The organism is Parasphingomonas puruogangriensis (assembly GCF_036663635.1).
GTDB lineage: Bacteria > Pseudomonadota > Alphaproteobacteria > Sphingomonadales > Sphingomonadaceae > Sphingomonas.
Genome location: NZ_JAXOJI010000013.1, coordinates 16,894 through 34,473, shown reverse-complemented (window position 1 = coordinate 34,473; position 17,580 = coordinate 16,894). Strand labels below are relative to the sequence as shown.

Genomic DNA, 17,580 nt, shown 5'->3' with positions numbered 1-17,580 from the left:
CTAGTCCGGCAATGCCCGCCTCTAGGTTTAGGAAACCGTTGCTCTATCCGGCTGAGCTACGGGGGCACTGGCAGGGTCGTAGGATTCCGGGCAGCAGAGGTCAACGCCCTTGAAGCCTGCCGCACATCGGGCCGTCATACTGACCCTCCCTATCGGCTAGCATTCGAAAGCTGGAGCGCGTTCAGGGCTCCCGCAGCGATATAAGCGGCCAACCACCTATGCTCTTTATGCGATCAACGTACGGCGTCATCGCCTTGCTTTGGCAGTAGCATCGCTGGCGCCTATTGAAATATTTGGCCGTTGCGGTCCACGATTGCGGCGTCAATTTCCCTCATATTTTTCCGGTGAATGAAGGCTTTGCGGATTGTTCCGTCTGCGATATGTCGCCCCTGATCCGGGGGGAGATCGACATTGTTCGAGACGAATAAAGAAAAAATCCTCAGCTTGCAGGCTGGACGCGCCATCGCTGCGATCGCGGTCGCCGTCGCTCATTCGGCATCGAGTACGCTGGACTTTATTGGCGCATTTCCCCACCCGCTGAATGATATCCTCGAACATGGATGGCTCGGCGTGGACTTCTTTTTCGTCCTTAGCGGGTTCATCATTTACCATACGACGCGGATGAAACCGATTGGCTCGGCCGGCGCGCGTGCTTATGGGCGAAGCCGACTTATCAGGATCTTCGTGCCGTTCCTGCCGATCAGCATCGTCATGATAGCAGCATATTCGCTGCTCCCGGGGCTCAGCGCAACCAGCCGCGATTGGAGCCTATTGGCGTCGCTAACGCTGCTGCCAGTTGGCCAACCTGCCCTGACCGTTGCCTGGACATTGCAGCACGAGATGATGTTTTACGCCATTTTCGCCTTGGGATTTTTCACCGGGCGACTGTGGACAGTAATCGCCATTTGGGGCGGTGTGATCGTTGCTGGAATAGCCCTCGGGTGGCAACACGCCGGTCCGTTCAGATATTTCCTGTCGCCGATCGACCTCGAATTCATCTTCGGGATTGCCTGTGCCATCCTGGTCTTCCGACCCTTCCGGTTCGATGTGTGGCTGTACAGCGTCGTTGCGGTCGTGGCGTTTGCGCTGTGGGCCGCTTACGGCTTTCAGCGCTCGCACTCGCCGATCGCCGGGTTCGGCATCGCCGCGCTGATCATCCCCATCGTCCGCCTCGAATTGGCCGGCCGCCTTGCCGTGCCCCGTTTTGCGGTGTTTCTGGGGGCGGCTTCCTATGCCATCTATCTTATCCATAACCCCCTATTATCGATTAGCGCGCGGATCGCTGCGCGCGTGCCGCTACTGTCCGATATCTATGTCGCCACTCTTCTCGGCGTGATCGCGACGATCATTGCCGGCTGTCTCTACCATATATGGTTCGAAAAGCCGGTGAGCAGGTACATCAACAGGCGTCTCTCGCGACGGGCCACGCCGATTGCAGCCGGGCCGCATCCCGTCGCAGCCGCCAGCGAGGTGCGTTAATGGCCGACGATGGCCACCCGAACGACGCCGTTCGCTCAACGGCGGCCTAATTCAGCGCCTCGGGCGGCACGATCGGCACGAGCAGCGGCGCGACCGCGACGCCCTCTTCCAACAGCGCGATCGCCTCGGCCTTGGTCGATTGCCCGTGGATCGGCGTGGCGGTTTCCTCGCCCGCATGCATGGCGCGGGCGCGGTCGGCGAAGGTGCGGCCGACCCATTGGGATTTCTCCAGCGCCTTGGCCTGGGCCGTCGCCAGCGCTTGCAACGCCGCCTTCATCACTTCGGGGGTGAGCGCCGCGCCGCTGGGCGGCGCTGCGACGGCCGGCAGGACGCTTGGCCGGCTATTGCCCTTGGCGGACAGGTTCGGCGCCATCAGCGCCTTCACGACGGCGACATCGCCACAAAAGGGGCAGGCCACCAGGCGGCGGGCGCGCTGTTCCTCGAACGCGCTGCTGGAGCCGAACCACGCCTCGAAGACATGGTCGTGCGCGCATTTCAGATCGAACACGATCATGCCACGCCGACCCGCGGGATCGCGCGACGATGGGCGATCGCCGGGATGCGCGCACGCGCTTCCTCGACCCGTTTGGGATCGAGATCGACGAATGCCAGTCCGGGCGCCTCGCCCATGTCGAGCACGATCTCGCCCCACGGATCGACCACCAGCGAATGGCCGAACGTCTCGCGCCCATCCTCATGCACGCCGGTCTGCGCCGCGGCGACGACCCAGGCGCCTGCCTCGATCGCGCGCGCGCGCAACAAGATGTGCCAGTGTGCCGCCCCGGTCGGCCGGGTGAATGCTGCCGGCACGGTCAGGACGGTCGCGCCGGCACTGCTCAGCGCGCCGTACAGATCGGCGAAGCGCACATCGTAACAGATCGACAGCCCGATCCGCCCCAGCGGCGTATCGACCGCGCAGGCGCTTTCGCCGGGCGCATAAGCGGCGGATTCACGCCAGCTTTCGCCGCTTGGCAGATCGACGTCGAACAGGTGAATCTTGTCGTAGCGCGCGCGGATCACGCCGGACGCGTCGATCACGAAGCTGCGATTGGCGAATTTGCGATCCGGCCGCCGCACCGCCAGCGAGCCGAGATGGACCCATATACCGTGCTCTGCAGCGCCCTGCTGCACGGCAGCCAGCACCGTATCGGCCTCCTCGGCAACCACCTTGGCGGCGCCGCGCGTGCGATCACGATCGAGCAGCCCGGACATTTCAGGCGTGAACAGCAGCGCCGCGCCGCCTGCCGCGGCGTCGGCGATCGCCGTGTGCAGCGTGCGTGCATTGACGGCGGGATCGATCCCGCTCGTCATCTGCAGCACGGCGGCCTTCATGCCGCCAGCAGCGCGTCCAGCTTGCCGGCGCGCTCCAGCGCGGCAAGATCGTCCGATCCGCCGACATGGGTGCCGTCGATGAAGACCTGCGGCACCGTGGTGCCGCCATTGGCGCGCGACAGCATTTCGGCGCGCTTCGGGCCGCCCATCGAAATGTCGAATTCCTCGACCTCGACATTCTTGGACGACAACAGCTTCATCGCCCGCGCGCAATAGGGGCAAAATGCTTTGGTATAGATTTCTACTTTGGCCATGATCGGGAAATGTGGTGCGCGGGGGCCATTGTCAATCCGCCGCCTGTTCGCCGAGCACCCGCGCCCAGCACAGGATCGTCACGCTGGCCGCCCCGGCGCGCAGCAGCATGCGCGTGCAGCCATCGCTGGTCGCGCCGCTGGTATGCACGTCGTCGATCAAGACCACCGCTTGGCCACGCAACCGCGCCCGCGCGGCCGGATCGACCCGGAACGCGCCCGCCACTGCCCGCGCCCGTCCCTGCGCGCCCAGCCCGCGCAGCACCGGCGTCGCTTTCACCCGCGCGAGCACGGTCAGGTCGGCCGGTATGCCGCTGCGGCGCGCGAGCGCCTGGGCGATCAAGGCCGATTGGTTGAAACCGCGCGACCAGATCCGCCAGCGGTGCAGCGGCACCGGCACCAGCACCGCCGCCTCGGCCGGCAGCCAGCGCGCCATCTGCCGCGCCACCGTCTCGGCAAAGGCGGTCCGCCCGCCATATTTGAGCCGCAGCGCCACGGTGCGCGCGACGGCGCCATAGGCCACCGCAGCGAACACGCCGGCATGGCGCGGCGGCCGCGCGAGGCAATCGGCGCACAACGCCCCTGCGCCGCGATCATAGTCGAACGGCACGTTGCACGCCGCGCACCACGGCGGGCCGAGAAAGCGCAGGGCGGCGAAACACGCGGCGCAGAATACATGGTCCTCGGCCATCACCGCGCCGCATCCCGGGCAGCGTGGCGGCAGCGCAAGGCCGGCGACAAAGTGCAAAGGCCGAAGCAAGGGCGTCACGGCCCCTTGTCGCCGCCCGCCCCACGCGGCACAAGCCCGGGCGTGACTCCACCCGAAATCTTCGACCGCACGCTGCGCCGCCTGCGCCGCGACCGCGCCGCACCCGGCTATGCCGGCTTCGATTTCCTCCGCGCGCATATGCTCGAGGGTATCGCCGAACGGCTGCACAGCGTGACCCGCGGGTTCGACGACATACTCGATCTCGGCTGCTTCGACGCGGCCTTCGTGCCCCCGCCGGGCGCGCGGATCACGCGGGTCGATCCGGGCGCCGCCTTTGCCCAGGCGGCGGGCGGGGTCCAGGCCGATGAGGACCGGCCTACCTTCCCCGATGCATCGTTCGACCTGATCGTCGCGGTCGGCACGCTCGACACGGTCAGCGACCTGCCCGGCGCGCTGACGCTGGCCCGCCGTGCGCTGCGCCCCGATGGTCTGTTCCTCGCCGCCTTTACGGGTGGCGCTACGCTGTCCGCCTTGCGCGCCACGCTGCGCGAAGCGGAGGGCGATGCGCCGGCGGCGCGGATCCATCCGCAGGTCGACGTGCGGGCCGCCGGCGATCTGCTGTCGCGCGCCGGCTTCGCGCTGCCGGTCGCCGATGTCGAAACGCTGAGCGTGCGCTACGGCGATGTGTGGAGCCTGTTTCGTGACTTGCGCGGCATGGCGGCGACCAACCTGCTGCCCGGCACGCCGCCGTTACGCCGCGACACGCTCGCACGGGCGGCGCAGATCTTCGCCGAGCGGGCCGATCCCGATGGGCGCACGCCTGAGCGCTTCGATCTGATCTATCTGACCGGCTGGGCCCCTGCCCCGTCGCAACCCAAGCCGGCACGCCGCGGCAGCGCGACGACCTCGCTTACCGAGGCGCTGCGACGGCGCGACTAGCCGTACGGCCGTCGCCTAGCCGATCATCCCGTCGCCCGCCGCCTTGGCCAGCATGCGGCCCATCGCGTCGAACAATGAATCCATCGCCACCGGCTTGAACAGCACTTCATCCGCCCCCTGCTGCAGGCAGCGTTCGCGCAGATCGACCGCGGTATCCGCGGTGACCACGATGATCGGCAGTTTCGCCTTGGCGTCTTCCCGCGCGCGGATGTGCTGGATTGCGGTGATGCCGTCCATGCCAGGCATGCGCAGATCGACGAGGATGATGGCATAATCGTTTTCGTCGATCAGCTTAAGGCCAAGCTCGGCGCTTTCCGCGCCCGTCATAGTCGCGCCGGCCACGTCGAGCATATCGCTGACGACGCGGCGATTCATCGTGTCGTCCTCGATAAACAAGACGTTCATGGGCGAGCGACCCGGATAGGCTGGGGATAGGACATGATGCGCGTGCCTATCGTCTCATGCCGCATGCGAAACAAGGCCGTCACCCCACGATTCGTCAGAAACAGCGAGTTTTGCGATCAACGCCGCTGCGGTGATCGGCTTGACGATGATCTGGCCGATCCCCGTCGCCCTGACGGCAGCGTGGTCGGACGCGCTCCCTGCGGTGGATAGCAGGCTGGTTCCGACATCGGCCACCGCCGCGGCGCGGACGATCGCAGATAAGGCCGCATCGCGATCGTCGGCCGCCGTGATCGTCGCATCGTCGATCAGCACCTGCGCCACCTGACCAGCATGGATCGCCTCGACCGCCTCTTCCACCGACGCGGCGAACAGCACAGCGCCGACGGATGGCTGGAGCACGGCGCGCAACATACTGCGCGTGATCGGGCTGCGATCGAGGATCAGCAACGCTTTCTGCCCCTCGACCATCGGCGCCATGGCCGGCGCCGCGGCGTGGATCAATGGCAGATCGAGCGTGAAGGTCGCGCCCTGCCCCAAGGCGCTGTCGACCCGCACGTCGCCGTCCATGGCGCGCGCGAGGTTGCGGCAGATCGCCAGGCCGAGGCCGGTGCCGCCGAATTTGCGCGTCGTGCCGGCATCGACCTGCCGGAACGATTCGAAGATTAGTTCGTGCTTTTCCGGTGGGATGCCGATCCCGCTATCGCTGACCGCAATCGACAGCCGCGCGCCCGCCGCGCACGCCCGCAACGTCACCGTCCCCTGTTCCGTGAACTTCAGCGCGTTGGACAGTAGGTTGAACACGATCTGCCGCAGCCGGGCGGCATCGCCTTCGATCCAGTCCGGGCTATCGGCGACATCCAGCACGAAGCCGATGCCGCGCGCCTTGGCCTGCTCCTGCCAGAGCTTGGCGACATCGCCGAGCGTCGCGCGCAAGTCGAACGGCGCCTGTTCGATCGTCAGGTTGCCCGTCTCGATCTTGGCGACATCGAGAATGTCATCGACCAGCGCGCGCATGGTCACGCCCGCGCCGTGCACCACTTCGATTCTGTCACGCAACGCGTCGCTTAGCGTGCGATCCGTCAGCATCACCTGCGTCATGCCGAGGATGCCGTTGAGCGGCGTGCGGATTTCATGGCTGGTGGTGGCGAGGAACTCGGTCTTGGCGGCCAGCGCCTTGGCCAGCGCGGTGTTGGTCGCGGCGAGATCGATATTGGCCGCGCGCACCTGATCGCGGCTGCGCCTCAGCGTGACGATGCCGATCGCCAACAGCCCCACGATCACCATCACGACGACAGCGATGCCGATCGCGATATTCTGCCGCGTGACGGCGGCGGCGCGTTCGAAATCGATGTTGCGCTGCAGCTCATCGGCCTTGAGCTTGGCGATGCGCAATTCCTGATTGGCGAAATCGAACCGCGCTGCGGCGAGCGACGTATTGGCCGAGGCTGCCAGCGCCGACTTCTTGTCGTCGAGCCGCTTCAGCGCCTCAAGATGCGACAAGGCCAGCGCTGCTTCACCGGTGCGCTTGTAGATATTGTAGGCCGTCTCATGGCTGCCGCGATAGGCCAGCGTGGTCGTGGCGAGATCGACCCCGGCGAAACTCCGCCCGATCAGCAAAGCGGCGCGCGCCAGATCGCCATGTTGCAACGCCGATTGCGCAGAAACGCTCAACGACTGGCCTTCGGTATCGGCAATTTTCTTGCTGCGCGAAATCGCTTCCTGCTCGGCAATGGTGCGGTCGGCCGCGGCAAGCTTGCCGCTCAACAACTGGGTGCGGGCGATGTTGCGCAGGATCTGCACCTCTAGGGTCGGGGTGTTCATTTTTCGCGCGAGCGTCAGGGCGGCGCGGAATTGGCCTTCAGCGTCGACGAGACGCCCCATTTCTTTGAAAGATGCCGCCTTATTATTATAGATCGACAGTAGCAATTGGGGATCCACGTTATATATTTCGCTGGCCTGCCGATAATATTTTAGCGCGTTTGGATAGTCGGCAGCCTCTTGATACAAAAGGGCGATACTGAGCAGAGCTATCGTCTGGCTACGTGTTTCGTTTATGTCGCGGAAGATATTGTATGCGCGCTGGTAATCAGACAATGCCGCCGCAACATTTGCCTCAACCGTACTAATCCCACCGCGTGATAGCAGCAGATCTCCCTGCAATTTGATTTTTGCACTGTTGCCAATAGTAGCGAGCGCCTTGTCGATCAGCGGTTTGGCATGAACAACATCGTTAAGGCGCAAATAAGCCTCACCTTGAAGCCATTGGCTTGTGGCAATACCCTTATTTTGTTGTGTGCTGTCCAGCGTACGCGCCACCGCCTCAGCACGCCGCGCTTTGGTGATGGTCGCGGCCGGATCGATCATCATCGTCGCTTTGGCATCGGCCACGAGAACGTCGAAACGGACCGCTGAAGCGTCCTGTCGTGCTGCAATCGCGGGGGCCTGCACCCCCAACAACACAGCGATCAATAACAGCGCCTTGCGGAAATGATGTGCGATCATCGGCGCACGATGGCCCAAAGAGCTTAAATCGCCGCTAATGCGCCGATTATCCAGCTTCCGATGCTTTCCAGAAGCTGGCCGGGCGCCTGAGCATCGACTCACGCTCAACCTCCATTGGCTTCAGCTTGTCGTCGCGCAAATACTGGCAGAACGCGTCAAACGAGATCGGTCGGCTGATCAGATAACCCTGCACCATGTCGCAACCCATCACCGTGAGAAGCGCCAGTGCCGCCTGCGTCTCGACGCCTTCCGCCGTGACTTCCATTTCCAGCGCATGCGCGAGATCGATCGTCGAGCGCACGATCAGCGGATCACGGTTGCTGCTGGTCAATTGCAGCACGAACATTTTATCGATCTTCAGTTCGCGCGCTGGCAGCTGCTTGAGATAGGCAAGCGACGACAACCCTGCGCCATAATCGTCGATCGCAATCGTGATGCCAACATCGGCGAACACCTGCAAATGGCGGATCGCAATGTCGGGATCGCGGATTACCGAGGTTTCGGTAATCTCAAAGCCGATCTTGGCGCCGCTATCACGCACGGTGGCGCAGGCCGTTTCCACGAACGCCGCGTCGGCGAGCAACTGCCCTGAAATGTTAATGAACACGGTCAGGTCGTGGCCGTCGGCAGCCATGCGCTTTTGATCATGGATTACCTGATCAAGCGTCCACAAGGTCAGCGGGCCAATTTCGCCAATCTCTTCGGCCAGCATGATGAAGTCGCCGGGCAATACCAGCCCACGGATCGGATGGTTCCAGCGCACCAATGCCTCTGCGCTGACGATCTCCTGCCGCCGAAGGTGGACCTTGGGCTGATATTGCAGGAACATCTCGCGATTTGCGATGGCCGGCGAAAGCTCGCGCGACAACGTCAACCGATCGAAAGCTGGCGTGCCGGCGGAAAGATCACGGATTACCACTTGGTGCTCGCCGCGGGCCTGTTCCAGAGCGCCTTCGGCTTCCTCCGCCAACCGGACATCTTCGGTATTGTCGGTCGGCGCCGCCGCGCCGGCAAACAACATGGTCAGATCATGCCGCTGGCCATCCAGTTCGAACGGCAGATCGAACGCCGCGCTCAGGCAGCTCAATGCTGCTTCCAAATCGGACAGGCTGTCGCCATCAAGCGCAAATTCGATCAGCGTACGGCCGACGACTGTCACGCGTGCCGTGGGCAAGGTGAGCGCAATGCGCGCGCGGACGGCGTGGGTTAGCGCGTCGGCGCGCCCGCGGCCGAGATAGCGCCGAAGCGGCGCGAAGTTGACGATCTCGCCCAGACACAGGAATTGCCATGGCCGAGCGCTCGGGCCGTTAAGTAGATCCCGGTCAAGTTGGGCACCATCGGCGGCCATTGTGGTAGGCGAATTCACATGATCCAACACGCGATCATAGGCCGTGTCGCCAGCGATCGGCAGACCTTCCATTTCGTGGGATGTTGCAGCCGAGCGCGTCGCCAACAGGGCATATTTGCCGTGTTGCGGAATGGGACCGGGGGTTCTGATCGCACGCGCCATAGCATCACCGCTACTGCCCTATCTCTGAAGGAACCCTTAAGTGACGATCGCAATGCGCTGAATAGCCCGGAATTCGGTTTGCTTTGTGGTTAACGATGCCTTAAATCTTCCCTGCATTCGACTGAGTGCAATAAGGGAGAAAGTCCATGCTGAAGTTCCTGCTTTCGCTCGTGTACAGCGAAACCATTCGTCCCTGGTAAACCAGGCGGTCGATCCGGCGTCCGAACAAATCGCTCTTTATAGAGCGGTTTAACCTGTCGGCGGATCGACCTTTTTAGCCTCGGGCCGCCGTGTTACAGTATTTTGACACCGCCGCGTGCCGGTTAACTAACCTGTAGTTGGGTGCGCCGATCAGCGGCGGAGCCGATTCGCCCATAGTGGCGAGATCGGTCGATCTTTATTGATAAAGATCGCAGCCTCTTCCGCTCATTCACCTTAGTAGACAGCAACTACGCTTCGATCGGCTCCTTCGCGCGTGTGACGCGCGGCACGGGGTTCGAAAACGCCATTTCGGTATCCACCGAACCATATTTCAGCGTCACCAGATCCTTCGCGTAATTCTGGTAGAGCTTCCACGGCTTGCGATCCCCCTGTTTGGGAAACTTGTCCATCGCCCGCGTGACATAGCCCGAGGTGAAATCGAGGAACGGCGCCGGCTGCAGCACCCCGCCGCCGATCTGCGGCGTCGCCTGGCGGAGCCCGCGTTTTTGCATCGTGTTGAGCAAGCGGCAGACATAGGCTGAGGTCAGGTCCGCCTTCAGCGTCCAGGACGCGTTGGTATAGCCGAATGACGACGCCAGGTTCGGCACGCCTGAATACATCATGCCCTTATAATTATAGGTCTGCGCCAGATCGACCGGCGCGCCATCGACGCTGAACGCCACGTCGCTGAGCAATTGCAGCTCCAGTCCGGTTGCGGTGACGACGATGTCAGCCGGCAGGTCGCGGCCGCTTGCCAGCGTGATCCCGTTAGGCGTGAAGGTGGCGACCGTGTCGGTCACCACGGTAGACGTGCCCGCCTTGAGCGACGCGAACAGATCCGCATCGGGCACCAGGCACAATCGTTGGTCCCACGGATTGTAACGCGGCGTGAAATGCGTCGCCACGTCATAATCCGGGCCGAGATGCTCGCGCACCATGCCCAGCAGCCGCTCCTTGACCTTGTCGGGTTTGCGCCGCGCCAGGTTGAAGAAGAACATGCTGAACAGCACGTTCTTCCACCGCGTAATGCCATACGCCGCCTTAACCGGCAGCTTGGCGCGCAGCCAATTGGCAAAGCCGTCTTCGCTCGGCCGCGACACGACATAGGTCGGCGAACGCTGCAGCATCGTCACATGCGCCGCGGTCTTGGCCATTTCGGGCACCAACGTCACCGCCGTGGCGCCGCTGCCGATCACCACCACTTCCTTGCCGGCATAATCGAGGTCACGGGGCCAATGCTGCGGATGGACGATACGCCCGGCAAAGCGCTCCGCGCCGGGAAAGTCGGGCGTGTGGCCCTGCGCGTAATTATAATAGCCCGAGCACATGAAGAGGAAATTGCACGTATAGCCCAGCGGCCCGTCCGGCCCTTCCACGCTGACCGTCCACCGCGCCTCCTCGCTCGACCAGGCGGCGGTCTTCACGTGCTGCGCGTAGCGGATGTGCCGGTCGATGCCGTTTTCCTGCGCCGTTTCCTGCAGATAGTGCAGGATCGACGGGCCGTCGGCGATCGCCTTGGCCTGGGTCCACGGCTTGAACGAATAGCCGAGCGTGTACATGTCGGAATCGGACCGGATGCCGGGATAGCGGAACAGGTCCCAGGTGCCGCCGAGTTGCGGCCTGCCCTCCAGGATCACATAGCTGCGGTCCGGACACAAAGTCTGCAGGTGATAGCCCGCGCCGATGCCCGAAATTCCGGCCCCGACCACCACGACATCGAAATGTTCTAGCGACATTTGTCTCTCCTGCGCAGACGATAGGGCATCTATCGGTTGCAGAAAAGGACTTGTTGGCTTGGCCTACCCAAGCCCAGTCGTCGTTTCGGACGTAGTCCGGAACGACGACGGCTCAGAAATCCTTCGAATATTTCACGCTGATGTTCGATCCCCCGAACGACCCGGCCTGCGAGAGGATACTGATGCTCTTGGTCAGCGCGACCTGCAGCTGCGTCGCGGCGAAGCCACGTGAGTCGGTGATGATCTCGATATAGATGTCGTCGGTGAGATATTTCCCCGCCGCCAGCGCCGTGCCGCGGCCCGTCGCTTCGTCCGCACCCAGGATACGCAGCCGGTCGATCCCCGTCGCCGAGCGCAATTTGCCCAGCGGATTGAGCCCGCCACCCGAGCCGCGCAGCGAATTGAGCGCGGAGGCAAGTTGCAGTGCCTCGGTCGCCGACAGGTTGGTCACCGACGATCCGAACAGCAAGCGACTGAGCACTTCGTCCTGCGGCAATGACGGCGTCGACGAGAAGGCAATTTGCGGATTCTGCCCGGTGCCGGTCACGTTGATGTTGACCGTGATGCCGTTGGTCGTCGTGCTCGCGGTGATCGCGATCTCCGGATCGGACAGCAAGCCGCCGTTGAAGCGCACATCGCCCTTGGAAATCTCGAACCTTTTGCCCGAGAAGGAATAGGTGCCGCGCACGATCTGGATCCGGCCGACCACCTTGGGCGCGGCAGAGGTGCCGCCGACCCGCAGATCCATCTCCCATTCGGATTCGAGCCCCATGCCCGAGACGAACAGCTGATTGTCGGCCCGCACGCGCAGATCGAGCTTGAACAGCCCGGCCGAAGCAGCCGCCGGCCGATCGGTCGGCCGCGTCACGGCATCGCTCTTGCGCCGCACGCCGGTCAATTCGGCGACCTCCGCCTGGCCCTGGCGGATGATCTCGTAGCGCGCCTCCGGGATGGTCAGGTCGCCCTTGATCAGGCCCCCGTTCGCCTTGCTGTTGGTGATCGCGATCGTGCCGCTGGCGGTCGCGCCCAGCGCATCGCTCTTGGCCAGCCGCGCATTGTTCAACATGGCACGGATATCGATCGGGAAGCCCTCGGCCGCCGCGAAACCGACCGAGCCCTGCGCCTGCACGCTGCCTTCACCGGCGCGCGCCTGGAATTGCGTGATCTCGAGCCGCGAATTGTTGAACCGCCCGGCCAGCTTCATGTTGGACAGCCGCGTGCCATAGGTCTCGTTTTCATAGGCCAGCTTGTCGGCGCGGATCACGCCGTTAAGCGTCGGATTCTGCAATCGCCCGCCGAAATCGGCCGCAACGGCGATGCCGCCGGACAATTGCTGATCGGGCTGCGCGGCGAGGCTGAACAGCACACCGGCCGGCCCATTATACCGAATTCCGCCGGAGAGCGGCGCGGCAAACAAGCGCTCGCTCCACGAGCCGCCGCCCGGGATCGGCCGCAACGTCGCCACCATGCGGCCGACCGTATTGGCTCCGCGCTTGACCAGCGCCCGCGCTTCACCGCCGCTTTGCGCCAGCTTGCCGGCGAACACGATGTTGACCGGATCGGACACCGCCGAGAGGCTGGAGCGGGTAAAATTGTTCACGGTCAGCCGCGCATCGGCCACCGGGAAGGCGGCGCTATTGGCCTGGCTGAAGTCCAAACTGCCCGTCGCCGTGCCGCCAAGCCCGAGATTGGGGATCAGCGCATTGGCGACCGACAGATCGAGCCGATCGAGCCGCAGCTGCGCGGTCGTGCCGCGGCCATAGGTGCCGGCGATCCGCGCGCTGCCCTTGTCGAAATCGAGCCGCGTCGGCAGCAGGCGATAACCGGCGCCTTCGAGCTGGATCCGCGCCGGCGATGCGGTGCGGAAGCCGATGCCATTGGCGCGGCCCTGGATCGCGGCCAGCCACAATTTCGGGCTGAGCCGCGAATTGATCGCGATGTTGAACGGCACGCCGTTGGAGCCGGTCGCCACTGCCTGCGCGGTGCCGGTACCGCCGGCATAATTGATCTTCGCCCGTGCCGTGGACAGCACGGTCGGGCCGTAGCGCAGGTCGGCGATCTGCACGTCGGCGCGCACCTGCGGCTGATCGTACAGCACGATATTGGCAGCGATGATCGCGCGCCCGATGGTGAAGTCGGCGGCGCCCGGGATCTTTGCGGCATAAGCGCGCGCGGCGATGTCGGCGCGCTGATACTTGCCCTGCGCGCCGAGATTGGCCGCCCCGGTAATGCCCGATCCAGCGAACTGCACGCGCCCGACGAACGGCCCGGCATCGGCCTGCTGCACGCGTCCGCTGAAGTTAACGCCAGCAAATCTCGCGCTGCGGATATCCACCGCCAGCACCGGGCTGGGCTTGACGATCACGTCGGCGGTGAACGGCCCGTAGTTGGTCCCGCCCTTGGCGACGATCGCATAGGAGCTGCCGTTGCCGCGCACCCGCGCCTCGAGATTGACGAGGCCAACACCGACGCCCGGCCGCGGCGCGCGCAGCAGGACGACCGGCGCGGTCGCGCTGCCGCTCACGCGCGCGGTGAGCGGGCCATAAGCGGTCGAATAGGCATCGGCATTGACCAATAGCGCGCCGCTCGGATCGTAGCGCCCCGAGCCGCCCGTCACGCGGAACTGTGGCGCGTTCATGCGCAGATTGCGGAACGTGATCACGCCGCTTGGGTCGTAACCGATATCGGTGCGCACCACCGCGTTGCCGCCCAGGAAAGAGCGAATGCCTGAATTGAAGATCTGCGAGGTCCGCGCGACGACCCGCCCGGTAATGCCGAACCCGCCGCTCGGCACCGTCACCAATTTGGCATTGGTGGTGATGTTGAGGATGCCGATGCTCTCCAGCCGATAGCCATTGACCGTGCCATTAAGCGCCCCGGTATAGCGCCCGGTCTGCATGTTGGCGGCGACGATCGCCGTGGCGTTGATGCGGCGCGAGCGGATCTTGAGATTGTCGGAGAGGATGTTGACGCCCGAAATCGCCAGATCGCCATTGATCGAGACGTTGTCGAGCAGATCGCCCGCCGCCGCGTTCAGCCCGGCAATGCGCCGGGCGCGCGCTGCGACCGGTACCATGATGTGATCGGCGTCGACCTTGGCCAGGCCGGAGGCATAGAGATCATCGACGCGCGTCGCGCCAAAGCCGATGCTCGCCGCCTTGATCACGTAATTGACCGTCGGCGTGGCAAAGGCGCCATCGAGCACGACGCTGGCCGCCACGTCGCGACCATTGAGGTTGGGCAGGATTGCGCCCGGCGTGAGCAGCCGCGCATCGACCTTGAGATTGCCGAACCGGCTCGCCGCCATGTCGATCAGCCCCTGCCCCGCCACTGCCATCGCATCGGATTTAAGCTGGAACCGCGTATTGACCTTGCGTTCGTCGAGCGTCGCATCGATCGCCAGATCAAGCTGCGGCGCGGTAATCGCGGCCAGCGGATTGCCGGCATCGGGCTGCTGCGCGCGCCCGGCGCGGACCTGCGCCACGCCCTCGGCCGGAGTATCGGCATAGAGCGCCGGATGCGCGTTGCCGCGCACCTTGAACGCGCCATTGGTCGCCGCGAGCGTGAGATCGCCCAACGACTTGCCGCCCAATGTGGCGACGGCCTTGCCGCTCCATGCCTTCCACGTGCCGTTGCCGGTCACCGTCGCGTCGAGCGGTTGCTTGAGCCCGGCCATCGTCGAGACCACGCCATTGGACGGCGCGGTCAGTCGCGCATCGACATCGAGCCGGTTCTGGTCCGGCACCGCATCGATCTTGAGCGCCAGGCGATCGCCACCAGCGATGCCGGGGCCGGTCAGCGCCAGCGCGTTGGCGGAAATCTGCGCGCGCGCGTCGGCGATATGCACCGCGCTGTCGAAGCGCAGGATATGCGGCGCGCCGGACACGGCCTTGTCGATCACGAAGCGGTCGACCGTCAGCCGGCCGATATCGATATCCAGATCGGGCAGCAACGGCGCATTGGGATCGCTCGGCACCGCTTTCAACTCGGGCGAGCGCGCCAGTGTGATCAGCTTCGCACTAGCCGATTTCACATCAACATGATTGTTGGCGAAGGCGAACGGTCGCCAGTCAACATCGAGCCGCGGCGAGGTCAGGAACACGCCCTTGGGATCGCTGACCCGCACGTCGCTCAGCACCATCTTGCCGTAGATCGATCCGTCGATCCGCCCGACCTTGATGTTGAGCCCCGACGCCGTGTTGTAGCCGCCGATATAATTGGCGATGATCCGCCGACCGGGATCGGTGTTCACGCCGAAGAACAGCAGCGCGATCAGCACGATCAGACTGAGCACCGCTATGCCGAGCCATTTTAGGATACGCTGCCACAGCGGGCGCCGGGCGACCACGACGGTCTCGGTAGTCGGCTCGTCGGCCATCAGAATGCTTGCCCGATCGAGATATAGAGCGCGACCTTGCCGTCGCCCTCACGCGGGTTGAGCGGCGTCGCGACATCGACGCGCATCGGCCCGAAATTAGTATAGAAGCGCCCGCCAATGCCCGCGCCGTAGCGTAGATCGGCGCCCTTCGGCATCACGCCTTCATAGGCGTTGCCGCCATCGATAAACGGCACGATGCCGAAATCGCCGAAACGATAGCGGGCTTCCAACGAGAATTCGTTGATGCTGCGCCCGCCGACCGGATCGCCATTGGGATCGAATGGCCCGAGGCGCTGATAGCCGTAACCGCGCACCGACCCGCCACCGCCGCCATAATAGCGCCTGGATGGAGCGAGATCGTCGCGATCGATGCCGGGGATCGTGCCGGCGCGGATACGCCCGGCAAGCACGATGCTGTCGCTGACCGGCTGATAGATACTGCCTTCGACGAGAACGCGGGCATACGGCTTCACGCCGCCGCTGACGGAAGTCTCGGGGCTCAGGCTGAGCTTGAGGCGATAACCCTTGGTCGGGTTCAGCAAACTGTCCGAACGGTCGAACAGCACTTGGCCCGGCAGCGCAAAGATGCCGTAGGTGCGACGCTCGCTTTGCAGCGTGGTGAAATCGTAGACGCTTTCGTTGGTGGCGACGAGTTCGAAGCCATAGGCATAGGTGAACTTCTTCTGCCAGATCGGCGTCGAATCATAGCTGATCCGGCCCGACAAGGTGGCCGTGAAGGCGTCGAACGCGTCGTAGCTCGAATGGTTGGCCGACGCCGTCAGCGTCACCGTGCGGTCGCGCTGGCCAGCGTTCGAACGGCGGAACGTGCCGCTAGCGCCCTGTTCCTGCGTGCCGGCCACGATCGTGCCGATCAATGCACCCTCGGGGCGGAACACGTTGCGGTGCGTGAACGAGCCTTCGAGCTTGATCCCCTCGCCGGTCGAATAGCCCGCGCTGCCGGCCAGCGAACGCGGCGGCCCTGCTTCCTGGCGGACCAGCAGATTGACCTGCTCGGTGCCGTCCGGCCCCGGCGTGCCGGTGCGCACCGGCTCGACCGAGACGGTCGAGAACAGGCCCGTCGCGACGAGCGCCTGGCGCAGATCGTCGACCTTGCGATTGTCGTACAACTCGCCCTGCTTGAAGCGCGCCAGCACGCCGACATGCTCGGCATCGAACGCCAATTTGCCTTCGGTCGAATAGCTGCCGAACGACGACCGCGGGCCGGGATCGACCGGCAGCGTGTAATCGCCGGTCCATTTGGCATTGTCGAGCAGGATATCGCGCTGGCCCAGCACGATAAACGGATAGCCTTGCTGCGGCAGTTTCAGCGCGAGATTGGCCTCCGCCCCCTGCACGCGGTCGGCCTCGATCTTGTCGCCCACCACCAGCGGCAGCTCGCGGCGCAGCAGATCGGGCGGCGTTACTGGATCGGCGGTAATCGTTACCGACGACAGCGTATAAACCTTGCCTGGCGTGGCGCTGACGATGGCCTTGATGCGACCGTCCTTGTCGGCGGCGGCGGGTTGCTCGATCGTCGAGATCGCGGTGCCGTCATAATAGCCCTTCGACTTCATCAGCCGCACCGCCAGCGCTTCGTCCTCGCGCCCGCGCGCTGCGATCATCGCCGAATTGGCCGCCTTGCCATCGCCTTCCTTGAGCGCCGACAGGCCATTGAACAACGCAGTCGCCTCGATCGCGTCGAGCCCGCGCACTTCGGTGTCGTAGCGGATCACGACGGTCTTTTCGTCGTCAGTGTCGGCCAATTCAATCGGCGGCGTGGTGTCGTACGAGCCCAGCGTCGGCAGCGGCGCGACGAGATCGGGCTCGGCTTGGGCGACCGGTGTCAGGGCGTCATCGGGCGCAGCCTGAGCGCTATCGGCGGGCGCAATCGCCGCCGGCATCGCTTCCAGCGGCGCATTGATATCGTCGGACAGCGCGGGCAGCGCGGCGTCGAACTCTGAATCGGAGACGATCGGCGCGTCGGTCTCGGGATCGACCGGCTGGACCTGTACCGGCACCGGGGCTGCCTGTTGCGCAGGCATAGCGCCCGCCAAAGCCAACACCATCCAGCTCGACGTAAACCACAAACCAGTCAAGACGCGCACTTCCCCTTAGGGGCGCGGCTGGCACCGGCTATT

At 64.4% G+C, this 17,580-nt stretch carries 13 protein-coding genes; 3 read left to right on the top strand and 10 right to left on the bottom strand.

Going from position 1 to position 17,580, the window contains the following annotated elements; all coding sequences use genetic code 11:
• Positions 1-411: 411 nt before the first annotated feature.
• Positions 412-1,479: an acyltransferase family protein gene (locus tag U1739_RS20520; protein WP_332710477.1), complete on the top strand. Its 1,068-nt coding sequence runs from the start codon at positions 412-414 to the stop codon at positions 1,477-1,479.
• A 46-nt stretch (positions 1,480-1,525) separates the two neighbouring features.
• On the opposite strand, the gene U1739_RS20515 is transcribed toward U1739_RS20520, so the two are convergent.
• From U1739_RS20515 to U1739_RS20500, 4 genes are read right to left on the bottom strand one after another with little or no spacing between them, the layout of a single operon-like run.
• Positions 1,526-1,993, bottom strand: coding sequence for a DUF1178 family protein (locus U1739_RS20515; protein ID WP_332710476.1), 468 nt, complete (start codon positions 1,991-1,993; stop codon positions 1,526-1,528).
• Positions 1,990-2,811, bottom strand: a complete 822-nt coding sequence (locus U1739_RS20510) for a carbon-nitrogen hydrolase family protein (RefSeq protein ID WP_332710475.1) — start codon at positions 2,809-2,811, stop codon at positions 1,990-1,992. The genes U1739_RS20515 and U1739_RS20510 overlap by 4 nt, the downstream gene beginning before the upstream one ends.
• Entirely contained in the window at positions 2,808-3,065 is a 258-nt protein-coding gene (gene grxC / locus U1739_RS20505) for a glutaredoxin 3 (protein ID WP_332710474.1), read from the bottom strand. Before grxC ends, U1739_RS20510 begins: the two co-directional genes overlap by 4 nt.
• 31 nt (positions 3,066-3,096) lie before the next feature.
• A complete protein-coding gene (locus U1739_RS20500; RefSeq protein ID WP_443025617.1) occupies positions 3,097-3,753 on the bottom strand; it encodes a ComF family protein in 657 nt (218 codons plus the stop codon).
• A 120-nt stretch (positions 3,754-3,873) separates the two neighbouring features.
• Here U1739_RS20500 and U1739_RS20495 point away from each other — a divergent pair, with 120 nt between their 5' ends.
• A complete protein-coding gene (locus U1739_RS20495) occupies positions 3,874-4,710 on the top strand; it encodes a methyltransferase domain-containing protein (RefSeq protein ID WP_332710472.1) in 837 nt (278 codons plus the stop codon).
• Between the two features lie 15 nt (positions 4,711-4,725).
• Here U1739_RS20495 and U1739_RS20490 read toward each other — a convergent pair whose 3' ends face one another.
• Both U1739_RS20490 and U1739_RS20485 read right to left on the bottom strand, forming a co-directional pair.
• Positions 4,726-5,115 (bottom strand): response regulator, encoded by a 390-nt coding sequence (locus U1739_RS20490; RefSeq protein WP_332710471.1) that lies wholly within the window; start codon positions 5,113-5,115, stop codon positions 4,726-4,728.
• A gap of 54 nt (positions 5,116-5,169) precedes the next feature.
• Complete coding sequence (locus U1739_RS20485) at positions 5,170-6,936, bottom strand: sensor histidine kinase (RefSeq protein WP_332710470.1); 1,767 nt, start codon at positions 6,934-6,936, stop codon at positions 5,170-5,172.
• Between the two features lie 396 nt (positions 6,937-7,332).
• Here U1739_RS20485 and U1739_RS20480 point away from each other — a divergent pair, with 396 nt between their 5' ends.
• Entirely contained in the window at positions 7,333-7,527 is a 195-nt protein-coding gene (locus U1739_RS20480; protein ID WP_332710469.1) for a hypothetical protein, read from the top strand.
• Between the two features lie 136 nt (positions 7,528-7,663).
• Here U1739_RS20480 and U1739_RS20475 read toward each other — a convergent pair whose 3' ends face one another.
• The 4 genes from U1739_RS20475 to U1739_RS20460 form a co-directional block, all read right to left on the bottom strand.
• A complete protein-coding gene (locus U1739_RS20475) occupies positions 7,664-9,127 on the bottom strand; it encodes an EAL domain-containing protein (protein ID WP_332710468.1) in 1,464 nt (487 codons plus the stop codon).
• A 449-nt stretch (positions 9,128-9,576) separates the two neighbouring features.
• Positions 9,577-11,064: a flavin-containing monooxygenase gene (locus U1739_RS20470; RefSeq protein ID WP_332710467.1), complete on the bottom strand. Its 1,488-nt coding sequence runs from the start codon at positions 11,062-11,064 to the stop codon at positions 9,577-9,579.
• Positions 11,065-11,176: 112 nt separating this feature from the next.
• The gene (locus U1739_RS20465; RefSeq protein ID WP_332710466.1) at positions 11,177-15,442 is read right to left on the bottom strand and encodes a translocation/assembly module TamB domain-containing protein; all 4,266 of its coding nucleotides are present in this window, start codon (positions 15,440-15,442) and stop codon (positions 11,177-11,179) included.
• Entirely contained in the window at positions 15,442-17,484 is a 2,043-nt protein-coding gene (locus U1739_RS20460) for an autotransporter assembly complex protein TamA (RefSeq protein WP_332710465.1), read from the bottom strand. Before U1739_RS20460 ends, U1739_RS20465 begins: the two co-directional genes overlap by 1 nt.
• Positions 17,485-17,580: the final 96 nt, after the last annotated feature.

Coding starts and splice junctions, on each gene's coding strand:
- U1739_RS20510 (WP_332710475.1), bottom strand. CDS start 2,811: ATGAAGGCCGCCGTGCTGCAGATGACGAGCGGGATCGATCCCGCCGTC.
- U1739_RS20465 (WP_332710466.1), bottom strand. CDS start 15,442: ATGGCCGACGAGCCGACTACCGAGACCGTCGTGGTCGCCCGGCGCCCG.
- U1739_RS20490 (WP_332710471.1), bottom strand. CDS start 5,115: ATGAACGTCTTGTTTATCGAGGACGACACGATGAATCGCCGCGTCGTC.
- U1739_RS20475 (WP_332710468.1), bottom strand. CDS start 9,127: ATGGCGCGTGCGATCAGAACCCCCGGTCCCATTCCGCAACACGGCAAA.
- U1739_RS20515 (WP_332710476.1), bottom strand. CDS start 1,993: ATGATCGTGTTCGATCTGAAATGCGCGCACGACCATGTCTTCGAGGCG.
- U1739_RS20500 (WP_443025617.1), bottom strand. CDS start 3,753: ATGGCCGAGGACCATGTATTCTGCGCCGCGTGTTTCGCCGCCCTGCGC.
- U1739_RS20480 (WP_332710469.1), top strand. CDS start 7,333: ATGAACAACATCGTTAAGGCGCAAATAAGCCTCACCTTGAAGCCATTG.
- U1739_RS20470 (WP_332710467.1), bottom strand. CDS start 11,064: ATGTCGCTAGAACATTTCGATGTCGTGGTGGTCGGGGCCGGAATTTCG.
- U1739_RS20460 (WP_332710465.1), bottom strand. CDS start 17,484: ATGCCTGCGCAACAGGCAGCCCCGGTGCCGGTACAGGTCCAGCCGGTC.
- grxC (WP_332710474.1), bottom strand. CDS start 3,065: ATGGCCAAAGTAGAAATCTATACCAAAGCATTTTGCCCCTATTGCGCG.
- U1739_RS20485 (WP_332710470.1), bottom strand. CDS start 6,936: ATGAACACCCCGACCCTAGAGGTGCAGATCCTGCGCAACATCGCCCGC.